10 protein-coding genes are annotated in these 12363 nt (G+C 61.3%); 1 reads left to right on the forward strand and 9 read right to left on the reverse strand.

Annotated features, from left to right (window positions below; translation table 11 throughout):
* Positions 1-110: 110 nt before the first annotated feature.
* From PspCFBP13508_RS22805 to leuC, 9 genes are all read right to left on the reverse strand, one after another.
* Complete coding sequence (locus PspCFBP13508_RS22805; protein WP_137215746.1) at positions 111-743, reverse strand: phosphoribosylanthranilate isomerase; 633 nt, start codon at positions 741-743, stop codon at positions 111-113.
* Positions 744-807: 64 nt separating this feature from the next.
* Positions 808-1632 (reverse strand): tRNA pseudouridine(38-40) synthase TruA, encoded by an 825-nt coding sequence (gene truA, locus PspCFBP13508_RS22810; protein ID WP_016773937.1) that lies wholly within the window; start codon positions 1630-1632, stop codon positions 808-810.
* 267 nt (positions 1633-1899) lie between these two features.
* Positions 1900-4563 (reverse strand): FimV/HubP family polar landmark protein, encoded by a 2664-nt coding sequence (locus PspCFBP13508_RS22815; RefSeq protein WP_137215747.1) that lies wholly within the window; start codon positions 4561-4563, stop codon positions 1900-1902.
* Between the two features lie 209 nt (positions 4564-4772).
* A complete protein-coding gene (locus PspCFBP13508_RS22820) occupies positions 4773-5783 on the reverse strand; it encodes an aspartate-semialdehyde dehydrogenase (protein ID WP_137215748.1) in 1011 nt (336 codons plus the stop codon).
* 244 nt (positions 5784-6027) lie between these two features.
* The gene (gene asd, locus PspCFBP13508_RS22825; protein ID WP_071171651.1) at positions 6028-7140 is read right to left on the reverse strand and encodes an aspartate-semialdehyde dehydrogenase; all 1113 of its coding nucleotides are present in this window, start codon (positions 7138-7140) and stop codon (positions 6028-6030) included.
* A 66-nt stretch (positions 7141-7206) separates the two neighbouring features.
* Entirely contained in the window at positions 7207-8289 is a 1083-nt protein-coding gene (gene leuB / locus PspCFBP13508_RS22830) for a 3-isopropylmalate dehydrogenase (protein ID WP_016773933.1), read from the reverse strand.
* 55 nt (positions 8290-8344) lie between these two features.
* Positions 8345-9112: a class I SAM-dependent methyltransferase gene (locus PspCFBP13508_RS22835; protein ID WP_137215749.1), complete on the reverse strand. Its 768-nt coding sequence runs from the start codon at positions 9110-9112 to the stop codon at positions 8345-8347.
* A 95-nt stretch (positions 9113-9207) separates the two neighbouring features.
* Entirely contained in the window at positions 9208-9852 is a 645-nt protein-coding gene (gene leuD, locus PspCFBP13508_RS22840; RefSeq protein WP_007913445.1) for a 3-isopropylmalate dehydratase small subunit, read from the reverse strand.
* A gap of 12 nt (positions 9853-9864) precedes the next feature.
* Positions 9865-11283, reverse strand: coding sequence for a 3-isopropylmalate dehydratase large subunit (leuC, locus tag PspCFBP13508_RS22845; RefSeq protein ID WP_016773930.1), 1419 nt, complete (start codon positions 11281-11283; stop codon positions 9865-9867).
* A gap of 135 nt (positions 11284-11418) precedes the next feature.
* Here leuC and PspCFBP13508_RS22850 point away from each other — a divergent pair, with 135 nt between their 5' ends.
* Entirely contained in the window at positions 11419-12309 is an 891-nt protein-coding gene (locus PspCFBP13508_RS22850; RefSeq protein WP_024012384.1) for a LysR family transcriptional regulator, read from the forward strand.
* The last annotated feature ends 54 nt before the right edge of the window (positions 12310-12363 follow it).

The following is a 12363-nucleotide window of genomic DNA, read 5'->3' on the forward strand; positions in this document are numbered from 1 at the left end:
TGCCGAACAGTCGCGGTCAGCGCGAAACATGACCTGCGTACGATTCAGCAACCCTCAGCCGCGCCTGCTTTGTGCAAGTGCATTGATGGACGGCGGCAGACTGCCAGCCGTCACATCGACGATGTATTGCCGCGCACCGCGTTGATGAATGCGCGAATCTTGTGGTGATCCTTGATGCCTTTGCTCGCTTCTACCCCGCCGCTGACATCCACCGCGTAGGGCTTGACCCGCGCTACCGCGTCGGCAACGTTCTGCGGCGTCAGGCCGCCTGCCAGAATCAGCGGCTTGCTCAAGTGTTGCGGAATCAGTGACCAGTCAAACGCCTCGCCGGTTCCGCCGGGCACCCCTTCGACATAAGTGTCGAGCAGTACGCCACTGGCGCCGGGAAAGGCATCGCAGGCGGCGGCAATATCATCGCCAGCCTTGACCCGCAACGCTTTGATGTACGGACGATGCCAGCCTTCGCATTCCTCCGCGCTTTCGTCGCCATGAAATTGCAGCAGATCCAGCGGCACCGCATCGAGGATTTCTCCCAGCTCGCAACGACTGGCATTGACGAACAGCCCCACGGTGGTGACAAACGGCGGCAGCGCCTTGATGATCGCCCGCGCCTGCTGCACGTTCACCGCTCGCGGGCTCTTGGCGTAAAACACCAGACCGATCGCATCGGCACCGGCTTCAACGGCGGCCAGCGCATCTTCGATGCGGGTAATGCCGCAGATCTTGCTGCGAACGGCTGACATGTCAGGAAAACCTCAAGGCAAAATCCGAAAACGTCCCGGATGGTAACAAAAGCGTTCGAGGGCGTCAGCCGTCAAGTTCGGAGAAACCCGTAAGGAAATGTGGCCCGATAAAGCGTTCGGGTAACGGGAATTCGTCGTGGTACTCAACCTGTACCAGATAGAGCCCATATGGATGCGCCGTCACCCCGCCGGAGCGACGCTCGCGACTCTCCAGCACTTCTTTCATCCACTCCACCGGGCGCTCCCCGGCACCGATGGTCATCAGCACACCGGCAATATTGCGCACCATGTGATGCAGGAAGGCATTGGCCCGAATGTCGAGCACGATCATCTTGCCGTGACGGGTCACGCGCAGGTGATGCATCTTTTTGATCGGCGACTTGGCCTGGCACTGACCAGCCCGGAACGCGCTGAAGTCGTGGGTACCGATCAGGTACTGCGCGGCCTCGGCCATGCGCTCGGCGTCGAGCGGGCGGTGATTCCAGGTGATTTCTTCATTGAGGTGCGCCGGGCGAATCTGATCGTTGTAGATCACATAGCGATAACGCCGGGCGATGGCCTTGAAGCGCGCATGAAAATGCGCCGGCATGACCCTGGCCCAACTGACGCTGATGTCGTGGGGCAGATTGATGTTGGCGCCCATGACCCAGGCTTTCAGCGAGCGATCAACCTGGGTGTCGAAGTGCACCACTTGGCCGCAGGCATGCACGCCGGCGTCGGTACGCCCGGCGCATTGCAGGGAAACCGGTGAATTGGCGACTTTCGACAGGGCTTTTTCAAGCTCTTCCTGCACCGTCGCCACACCGGTCAACTGACGCTGCCAGCCGCTGTAGCGCGAGCCTTTGTACTCAACGCCCAGTGCGACGCGGTAAAAGCCGTCGGGCGCCATTTCGGCGACCGGGTTATCTATGTTTGCCAAGGTGGGACAGCCTGCTGATTTTGCAAAGGCGGGCATTATAAGGCGGTGGGCCGGGGATGCCAGAGTTCTCTATCGGCAGTACCGCCGCCTTCGCGAGCAGGCTCGCTCCCACATTTGCAATGCATCCCCCTGTGGGAGCGAGCCTGCTCGCGAAAGCAATCGATCAGACACCGCCGAATCCGGCACCAACAAAAACGGCAGCCCCACCGGGCTGCCGCTTGTTGTTTACCGCTGAACTTACGCCAGGTTGGAAAGCATTTCCTTGGCCTCGCCCCGCTGCTTCTCGTCACCCTCGGTCAACACTTCGTTGAGGATGTCACGGGCACCGTCGGCGTCGCCCATGTCGATGTAGGCCTGGGCCAGATCGAGCTTGGTCGCTGCTTCGTCAGTGCCGGCGAGGAAGTCGAAATCGTCTTCGCCCAAATCATCACCCAACGCTGCGTCCGCTTCGGTGAAGCTCGGTTCGGCCATGCTTTGCGACAGGCGATCCAGCTCGGCATTGACGTCGTCCAGCTCGGCCGAGAAGGCATCCGGCTCAGCAGCCGGGTTGCTGTCCATTTCGTCCGCCAGCGACAGGTCGAAATCGGCTGGCAATTCCAGATCGTCCTGCGGCACGTCGGCGACTACCGGCGTCTCGACCGGCGGCAGATCTTTCACGCCGTCGTCCAGATCCAGCAGGAAGTCATCTTCAGCCAACGTGGCCGGCGATGGTTCGGCGCCGAGATCCATATCCAGATCGAAGTCCGATAGATCGTCGAGATTGTCTTTCATCTCGGTCTGTTCCTGCAGCACCGAGGCGAAACTCAGATCGTCTTCAGCCGGAAATGCGTCGAGCTCGACCGGCGCTTCTGGCTCGACCGCTGGCGCAGGATCGACCGGGGTGATGTTGTCGAGATCGTCCAGGCTCAAATCGAAGGCTGTGTCCAGATCGTCAGTGGCTGGCTCCGGCGCTGCCGGCTCGTCCTGCAACAGTTCCTTGACGTACTGTGCGTCCAGCTCGGCAGCGACGGCGGCAGCCGCCAGCCCACCGGCAGCAACCACGGCCATGGCCGGGAAGCGGCTTTTCAGTGCTTCGACCTTGGCGAAGTTATCGCCATTAGCCACCAGTTGACGCTCCTGCGCGACGAACGCATCGCGGTCGCCCTGCTGGCCGTAGACTTCCATCAACTTCAGGCGCAGATCGCTGCGTTCCGGCTCAAGGCTCACGCCCTCTTCCAGCAGCGCGGCGGCTTGATTGAGGCGACCGGCATTGATGTGCGATTGCGCTTTGTCGAGCACGTCATCCGATCGCTCGCCGGCCGGGGCCACCAGAGGTGCGGCAATCGGCGCAGCCATCACCACCGGAGTGACGACCGGTGCAGGGGCTGGTGCAGGTGCCGGAGCTGGCGTATTGAGTTTGACGCTGGCTGCCGGGGTTTCCAGACCAGAGAAGCTGCTTTCCGGCAGTTCCTGCTCAGCGGAGAATTCTTGCTCTTCAGCCAGAGCGCGGGCCATGCGCAGATGCTTTTCGGCTTCCTGCTGGGCTTTGCGACGACGCGCCAACAGCAACAACAGAAGCAGCAGAACCACCGCACCGCCGCCGATCAGGCCGAGCAGGATCGGATTGGTCAGCAGTTCATTGAAGGCTTTGTCGTCATCGGCGGCAGCAGGCGTGGTTTCGACCACCGGCTCGACGACTGGCTCAACCGGGGTTTCCGCTGGCGGCGCGATGGCCGACTCTGGAGTCGGTGAAGCCGCTGCGGCGTCGGCCGGGGTGGCTGGCGGGGTCGCCGCCAGTTCGGCAGTGATCGCCGGCACCGGCGGTACAGCAGCAGTGGCGCCAGGCGCAGCGCCGGCACCAGCGCCGTCGGCCTGCATCTTCGCCAGCTGATTGTTCTTCAGCTCGATCAGCTTTTGCAGCTTGTCCAACTGGCTCTGCAGATCCGCCATGCGGCTTTTCAGTTCCTCATTGTCACGACGGGTCGTGTCGAGGTTTTCCTGAGTGATTGCCAGTTTGTTGCTCAGCGCCTTGGCGTCGCCGGCCGGGCCTTTCGCACCGGGCTTGGCGCTTTCCGCCGAGACCAGGCTCAGGTTGTCCTGAGTGTTGGCCGCTGTACCGGTATTGCCACGGCCACGATTGGTCGCATCCAACTGCTGCTGACCGGTGCCAGGCTTGGCCGCGTAACGACGGCCCTGACGCCAGGCTTCGTTCTGCGCCGCCACTTCAGCGATGGCCGCCGACTGCGGCAGCGCGGTGCTTTGTACCGGATCCGGCAGACGCAGCACCTGACCGGTTTTCAGACGGTTGATGTTGCCGTCGATAAAGGCATTTGGATTGAGCGCCTGAATCGCCAGCATGGTCTGCTGCACCGAGCCACCGTTGCGCGCCTTCGCAGCGATTTCCCACAGGGTGTCGCGCGGCGTGGTGGTGTATTGATTGCGATGGGTGGCGCCAGTGGTTGGCGCGGTGATGGTCTGCGACGGCGCCGGCTGCGCGGCGGCGTCTGCGGTCTGCGGCGAGAACTTCGACGGATCGAGCAGCACGCTGTAATCACGCAGCAGGCGGCCATTGGGCCACATCACCTGCACGAGGAACTTCACCATCGGTTCCGACAGCGGTTGGCTCGAGGTCACGCGCAATACGCTTTTACCGTTGGCGTTGAGCACCGGGGTGAAAGTCAGATCGTTGAGAAAGGCCTGACGATCAACGCCGGCCTTGGCGAAATCTTCAGGGGAAGCCAGGCTCGGCACCACCTCGGCGGCGGTGAGATCCTTGACGTCGAGCAGCTCGATTTCAGCCACCAGCGGCTGGTTCAGGGTCGACTTCAGGGTCAGCTCCCCGAGCCCGAGGGCATGCGCCATACCGGAGGACAGCGCCGAGGCGGCCGCTATTGCTAACACCAGTTTGCGAACTTGAACCATAGCCTCATCCTTTGTTTGAACGTTCCTCGGCCAGCGAGAAGCTTTTGAATACCGCTGCCGTAAGGCATTGCGCGCGACGACGGAAGTCGCCGCGCGCGATCATTTCTGTGCTGCCCCGGAAAGTCCCGGAGGGTGACTCGTCATCGACGCGCTTCGGGCAAGCATAGCGCTCACCTAGAATCAGTCGACAAATTGTTGCCAAGTATCTTTTACAGCAGGTCTTTTATCAACAACTCAGCCAATTGCACGGCATTGAGCGCCGCGCCTTTGCGTACGTTATCTGACGTCAGCCAAAGATTTAGTTCCGCCGGGTCGTCGACACCACTGCGCACGCGGCCGACATAGACCACGTCCTGCCCCACCGCATCGCCGACAGCGGTCGGATAATCGCCAGCCTCGACCAGCTCGATGCCCGGTGCAGCCTCGAGCGCGGCGTTGACCTTTTCCAGGTCAACAGCGCTGCCTGACTGCAAGGTCACGCTAAAGCTATCGCCAAAAAACACCGGGGCTTGAACGCAAGTGGCAGAAATCTTCAATAAAGGTTTTGCCAGAACCTGGCGCAACTCGCGTACCAGACGCTTTTCCAGCAGCGTATGGCCCTGCGCATCAGGCGTACCGACTTGCGCCAGCAGGTTGAACGCCATCTGCCGATCAAAGAAGGTCGGCTCCAGCGGGCGCATGTTCAGCAGCTCGGCAGTCTGCCGCGCAAGCTCGGTGACCGCCTCGCGCCCTTGCGCAGAAACGGCCAGGTTGGCGGTGACGTTGACGTATTGCAGATCGAGCAGATCGAGCAGCGGCGCCAGTACCACAGCAAGCGTGGTGGCCGACGGGCTTGGGCTGCTGACCTGGAATGGGCTTTTCAGACCGGCGAGAATATCGGCATTGGCCTCGGGCACCACTTGTGGCGCCTGCTCCGCAGGCAACGCGCCGGATAAATCGATCAGAGAGCAACCGGCAGCATGGGCGCGAGCGGCGTAGCTCAGCGACACCGCAGCGCCAGCGGCGAAGAACACCAGTCTGACCTTGCTGAAATCGAACTCGTCGACCTCGCGCACACGGACGTTTTTGTTGCGGAACAGCACCGAGCTGCCGGCCGATTCGCTGCTGGCCAGCAGGTGCAGATTGCCGACCGGGAAGTCGCGCTCTTCGAGAATCTGTACGAGGGTTTCGCCGACAGTACCGGTGGCGCCGATAACGGCGATATCGAAAGTCTGGGTCATGGAGCTACCTCTGGCAAAACGGGGGGAGCGGCACTTTACCGGGTGGGTGGCGCACAGGCAATTTCTGCGGGATTTGCGGCGGCTGTGCCGGCCCTTTCGCGAGCAGGCTCGCTCCCACAGGGACCGCACTTCAATGTGGGAGCGAGCCTGCTCGCGAAAAAGGCAGCACAGACACCGGAGAAATCCTTGGCATAAAAAAACCCGCACCTCTCACAAGGCACGGGCTTCTCATTGCTTCAAGCGATCAACGCTCCAGCAGGATCCGCAGCATGCGGCGCAGCGGTTCGGCCGCGCCCCACAGCAGTTGGTCGCCGACGGTGAAGGCGCCGACGAATTGCGAACCCATGTTCAACTTGCGCAGACGACCGACCGGTACGTTCAGGGTGCCGGTGACCTTGGTCGGGCTCAGCTCCTGCATGCTGATTTCGCGGTTGTTCGGTACCAGCTTGACCCACGGGTTGTGCTGGCTGATCAGCCCTTCGATATCGGCGATCGGTACGTCTTTGTTGAGCTTGATGGTCAGTGCCTGGCTATGGCAACGCATGGCGCCGATGCGCACGCAGATGCCGTCGACCGGGATCGGGCTCTTGAAGCGGCCAAGGATCTTGTTGGTCTCGGCCTGGGCCTTCCACTCTTCGCGGCTCTGGCCGTTCGGCAGTTCCTTGTCGATCCACGGGATCAGGCTGCCGGCCAGCGGTACACCGAAGTTTTCGGTTGGGTACGCTTCGCTGCGCATGGCCTCGGCCACGCGACGGTCGATGTCGAGGATCGCGCTGGCCGGGTCGGCCAGCTGATCGGCGACAGCGGCGTGGGTCGCCCCCATCTGCTTGATCAGTTCACGCATGTTCTGCGCGCCGGCACCGGAGGCCGCCTGATAGGTCATGGCGCTCATCCACTCGACCAGACCGGCCTCGAACAGACCGCCCAGGCCCATCAGCATCAAGCTGACGGTGCAGTTGCCGCCGATGTAGTTCTTGGTGCCCGCGTCCAGCTGCTGGTCGATGACCTTGCGGTTGACCGGGTCGAGAATGATCACAGCGTCATCGTTCATACGCAGGCTCGACGCCGCGTCGATCCAGTAACCCTGCCAGCCGGCTTCGCGCAGCTTGGGGAATACTTCGCTGGTGTAGTCGCCGCCCTGGCAGGTCAGGATCACGTCGAGGGTCTTCAGCTCGTCAATGCTGTAAGCGTCCTTGAGCGGAGCAATGTCCTTGCCCACGGACGGGCCTTGGCCACCGACATTGGACGTGGTGAAAAACACCGGCTCGATAAGATCGAAATCCTGCTCTTCCAGCATCCGCTGCATGAGCACGGAACCGACCATCCCGCGCCAACCGATCAGACCTACACGTTTCATCGCAACTACACCTTCTTGAAAAGTGGGCCGCTGCTTTGTATTGAATTTCGCAGCGGGCCCGAGAGATTACAGATTCCGCAGCGCGGCGACTACTGCGTCGCCCATTTCCTGCGTACCGACTTTGGTACAACCGGCCGAGTGGATGTCACCGGTGCGCAAGCCCTGATCGAGCACGACGCTGACGGCTTTTTCGATGGCATCGGCAGCGTCGTGCAGATTGAAGCTGTAACGCAGCATCATCGACACCGACAGGATCGTCGCCAGCGGGTTGGCAATGCCTTTACCGGCAATGTCCGGCGCCGAACCGTGGCAAGGCTCGTACATGCCCTTGTTGTTGGAGTCCAGCGAGGCCGACGGCAGCATGCCGATCGAGCCGGTGAGCATCGACGCTTCGTCGGAGAGGATGTCGCCGAACATGTTGTCGGTGACGATCACGTCGAACTGCTTGGGTGCGCGCACCAGTTGCATGGCGGCGTTGTCGACGTACATGTGGCTCAGTTCGACTTCCGGGTAATCCTTGGCCACTTGCTCGACCACTTCACGCCACAACTGACTGGACGCCAGGACGTTGGCCTTGTCCACCGAGCAGAGCTTCTTGCCACGCACCATGGCCATGTCGAAACCGACACGGGCGATGCGGCGGATTTCGCTTTCGCTGTACGGCAGGGTGTCGTAGGACTGACGCTCGCCGTTGTCCAGCGTACGGGTGCCACGCGGCGCGCCGAAGTAAATGCCGCCGGTCAGCTCCCGGACAATGAGGATGTCCAGACCGGCAACGATTTCCGGCTTCAGGCTCGACGCGTCGGCCAGTTGCGGATACAGGATCGCCGGGCGCAGGTTGCCGAACAGGCCCAGTTGCGCGCGGATTTTCAGCAGGCCGCGCTCAGGGCGGATGTCACGCTCGATGGTGTCCCATTTCGGCCCACCGACAGCGCCCAGCAGCACAGCGTCGGCAGCGCGGGCGCGATCAAGGGTTTCGTCGGCCAGCGGCACGCCATGCTTGTCGATGGCCGCGCCACCGATCACGTCGTGGCTCAGCTCGAAGCCCAGGCTGTACTTGTCATTGGCCAATTCCAGCACCTTGACCGCTTCGGCCATGATTTCCGGACCAATACCGTCACCCGGGAGAATCAGAATCTGCTTGCTCATGCTTTCCTCGTGTCTTCAAGCGGTGCGCCAGTGAACGGCGCGCCGGGAAAAATTCTTATCGCTCAGCCATCAGTACGATCACATCGGTACTGAACGAGCCGTCGGCATCTATCTCAAAATACTCACCCACTTCGTTGCCCATCGACTGCTGCAACTGGCGGATCGCCGCGCGCATCACTTCAGGTGTGCGCATGCGCTCGACCCAACTGCTGTACTCCAGACGCAGGCGCTGACGGGTGGTACTGCGCACATGCAGACCGGCCTCGCTGACCTGGCGCAGCCACTCGGCGGCGGAGTAGTCGCGGACATGGCTGGTGTCGCGCAACACCTCAACGCTTTGCAGGTAAGTGTCGAACAACGCACTGCCCGGTGACAACACATCAACGAACGCCGCCACCCCGCCCGGCTTCAGCACCCGACGCACTTCGCGCAAGGCCAGACCGAGGTCGCTCCAGTGATGCGCCGAATAGCGGCTGAAGACAAAATCGAACTCGCCATCGGCGAACGGCAAGCGCTCGGCAGCACCGTTGACGGTAATGATGTTGCTCAAGCCGCGATCGACGGCAGCGCCGGCAACCACATCAAGCATTTGCTGCGACAGGTCGTAAGCCACCACTTCCCTGACCAGCGGTGCCACATGAAAGCTGACGTGACCGGCGCCACAACCCAGATCCAGCACCCGTGCCGCGCCTTGCCCGGCCAGCTCAGCCTGCAGCAGCGCGAATTCACTGCCTTGGGCATGAACGGCGCTGCTCAGGTAAGCGGCGGCCTGTTCGCCGAATTGCTTCTGGACGACCTGGGTGTGCTGGGGGGTGCTGGTCATGGGTCACATCCTGTAAGCAGTGTTGTTTGAAATACATTCCCTGTGGGAGCGAGCCTGCTCGCGAAGAGGCCCGCCCTGACTACATCAATCTCGAATCACGCGTCGCGAAACAACCACGGCTGGCTAACTCGATGCTTGGCCTCGAACGTCGCGATCGCATCGCCGTCCTGCAAGGTCAGGCCGATATCGTCCAGACCATTGAGCAGGCAGTGCTTGCGGAACGCGTCGATCTCGAAGCTGTAGACCTTGCCATCCGGGCGGGTCACGGTCTGCGCTTGCAGGTCGACCTGCAATTGATAACCCGGCTCGGCTTCAACCTGCTTAAACAGTTCATCAACTTCTGCATCGCTGAGGATGATCGGCAGCAGGCCGTTCTTGAAACTGTTGTTGAAGAAGATGTCGGCGTAACTCGGCGCGATGATGCTGCGGAAACCGTACTCTTCCAGCGCCCACGGCGCGTGTTCACGGCTCGAGCCGCAGCCGAAGTTCTCGCGGGCGAGCAACACGCTGGCACCCTGATAACGCTCGGCGTTGAGGACGAAATCCTTGTTCAACGGGCGCTTGGAGTTGTCCTGATACGGCTGGCCAACATCCAGATAACGCCACTCGTCAAACAGGTTCGGACCGAAACCGGTGCGCTTGATCGACTTCAAGAACTGCTTGGGAATGATCTGATCGGTGTCGACGTTGGCACGATCCAGAGGCGCGACAAGACCAGTGTGCTGGGTAAAAGCTTTCATGCTGCGCTCCTTTTAGATCAATTCACGAACGTCGATGAAACGGCCGTTCACCGCTGCCGCCGCTGCCATCGCCGGACTGACCAGGTGGGTACGGCCACCGGCGCCCTGACGGCCTTCGAAGTTACGGTTGGACGTCGACGCGCAATGCTCGCCGGACTCCAAACGGTCCGGGTTCATCGCCAGGCACATCGAGCAGCCCGGTTCACGCCATTCGAAACCGGCCTCGAGGAAAATCTTGTCGAGGCCTTCGGCTTCGGCCTGCGCCTTGACCAGACCCGAGCCCGGCACCACGATCGCCTGCTTGATGGTCGAGGCGACCTTGCGGCCCTTGGCAATCACTGCCGCAGCGCGCAAATCTTCGATCCGCGAGTTGGTGCAGGACCCGATGAACACGCGATCCAGCTGAATGTCGGTGATCGCCTGATTGGCGGTCAAACCCATGTATTTCAAGGCGCGGACGATCGAGTCGCGCTTGACCAGATCCATTTCCTTGGCCGGGTCCGGCACGTTCTGATCCACGGCCAAGACCATTTCAGGCGAAGTGCCCCAGCTGACTTGCGGCTTGATCTGCGCGGCGTCGAGCTCGACCACGGTGTCGAATTTGGCATCGGCATCGGAAACCAGGTCTTTCCAGGCTTCGACGGCCATGTCCCACTGTTCGCCCTTCGGCGCGAATGGACGACCTTTGACGTAGTCAATGGTCTTCTGATCCGCCGCTACCAGGCCGACGCGGGCGCCGGCTTCGATGGACATGTTGCAGATGGTCATGCGGCCTTCAACGGACAGATCGCGGATCGCGCTGCCGGCAAATTCGATGGCGTGGCCGTTACCGCCGGCGGTGCCGATCTTGCCGATCACCGCAAGGACGATGTCCTTGGCGGTCACGCCGAACGGCAATTGGCCTTCGACGCGCACCAGCATGTTTTTCATTTTCTTGGCCACCAGGCACTGCGTGGCGAGCACGTGCTCGACCTCGGAGGTGCCGATGCCGTGGGCCAACGCACCGAATGCACCGTGGGTCGAAGTGTGCGAGTCGCCGCAGACTACGGTCATGCCCGGCAACGTCGCGCCCTGCTCCGGGCTGATCACGTGAACGATGCCCTGACGCACGTCGTTCATCTTGAACTCGACGATGCCGTATTCATCGCAGTTGTCGTCGAGGGTCTGCACCTGCAAACGCGAGACCTGGTCGGCAATGGCTTCGATGCCGCCCTTACGCTCAGGGGTGGTCGGTACGTTGTGGTCCGGGGTCGCGATGTTGGCATCGATGCGCCAAGGCTTGCGCCCGGCCAGACGCAAGCCTTCGAAAGCCTGCGGCGAAGTCACTTCGTGGATGATGTGACGATCGATGTAGATCAGCGCCGAGCCATCGTCGCGCTGCTTGACCAAATGCGAATCCCAGAGCTTGTCGTAGAGCGTTTTGCCGGCCATCAGACGGTTCCTCATCAGCTTGTTTCTATGCCCTGGGCTTATAACCCTTTGGCTTGTGAGGCCGATCCTATGGGGTTAGATTAAATAACTCAAATTCATATTTTTTATGCTTTGGATAACCAACTGGAATGCGACATGGACTTGGCTAACCTCAACGCTTTTATTGCCATCGCCGAGACCGGCAGCTTCTCCGGCGCTGGCGAACGCCTGCACCTGACACAACCGGCGATCAGCAAGCGCATCGCCGGTCTTGAGCAGCAATTAAAGGTGCGCCTTTTCGATCGACTGGGCCGCGAAGTCGGCCTGACCGAGGCCGGTCGTGCCCTGCTGCCACGGGCTTATCAGATTCTTAACGTGCTCGACGACACCCGCCGCGCCCTGACCAACCTGACCGGTGAAGTCAGCGGCCGCCTGACCCTGGCCACCAGTCACCACATCGGCCTGCACCGCTTGCCACCTCTATTAAGGGAGTTCACCCGCCGCTACCCACAGGTCGCGCTGGATATTCAGTTCCTTGATTCGGAAGTGGCCTACGAGGAAATTCTCCACGGCCGCGCCGAACTGGCGGTCATCACCCTCGCGCCGGAGCCGCATACCCTGGTCAAAGCCACGCCGGTATGGGACGACCCGCTGGATTTTGTTGTCGCCCCGGAGCATTCGCTGATCAATAACGGCGCCGTCAGTCTGGCGGACATCGCCGGTCATCCGGCGGTTTTCCCCGGCGGCAACACCTTTACCCACCACATCGTCCAGCGTTTGTTCGAAGCTCAGGGCCTGACGCCGAACATCGCCATGAGCACCAACTACCTGGAAACCATCAAGATGATGGTCTCCATCGGCCTGGCCTGGAGCGTGCTGCCGCGCACCATGCTCGACGAACAAGTGGCAAGCATCGCATTGCCGGGCATACAGCTCACTCGCCAGCTAGGCTATATCTTGCACACCGAACGGACGCTATCGAATGCAGCACGCGCCTTCATGGCCCTGCTGGATGCACAAATCGATCGGCCAGGGATCCCGGCCTGACTTGTGCTACTTCTATAGAGCCGCTCCTGTGCCTAACGCCACTCAGCTCAAGGC

This window comes from Pseudomonas sp. CFBP13508, assembly GCF_005233515.1.
Classification (GTDB): Bacteria; Pseudomonadota; Gammaproteobacteria; order Pseudomonadales; family Pseudomonadaceae; genus Aquipseudomonas; species Aquipseudomonas mercuritolerans.

Bases quoted from the DNA above. Each gene is read 5' to 3' on its own strand.
- leuB (WP_016773933.1), bottom strand. From the start codon at position 8,289: ATGAGCAAGCAGATTCTGATTCTCCCGGGTGACGGTATTGGTCCGGAA.
- PspCFBP13508_RS22820 (WP_137215748.1), bottom strand. From the start codon at position 5,783: ATGACCCAGACTTTCGATATCGCCGTTATCGGCGCCACCGGTACTGTC.
- PspCFBP13508_RS22835 (WP_137215749.1), bottom strand. From the start codon at position 9,112: ATGACCAGCACCCCCCAGCACACCCAGGTCGTCCAGAAGCAATTCGGC.
- PspCFBP13508_RS22805 (WP_137215746.1), bottom strand. From the start codon at position 743: ATGTCAGCCGTTCGCAGCAAGATCTGCGGCATTACCCGCATCGAAGAT.
- leuD (WP_007913445.1), bottom strand. From the start codon at position 9,852: ATGAAAGCTTTTACCCAGCACACTGGTCTTGTCGCGCCTCTGGATCGT.
- asd (WP_071171651.1), bottom strand. From the start codon at position 7,140: ATGAAACGTGTAGGTCTGATCGGTTGGCGCGGGATGGTCGGTTCCGTG.
- PspCFBP13508_RS22850 (WP_024012384.1), top strand. From the start codon at position 11,419: ATGGACTTGGCTAACCTCAACGCTTTTATTGCCATCGCCGAGACCGGC.
- truA (WP_016773937.1), bottom strand. From the start codon at position 1,632: ATGGCGCCCGACGGCTTTTACCGCGTCGCACTGGGCGTTGAGTACAAA.
- leuC (WP_016773930.1), bottom strand. From the start codon at position 11,283: ATGGCCGGCAAAACGCTCTACGACAAGCTCTGGGATTCGCATTTGGTC.
- PspCFBP13508_RS22815 (WP_137215747.1), bottom strand. From the start codon at position 4,563: ATGGTTCAAGTTCGCAAACTGGTGTTAGCAATAGCGGCCGCCTCGGCG.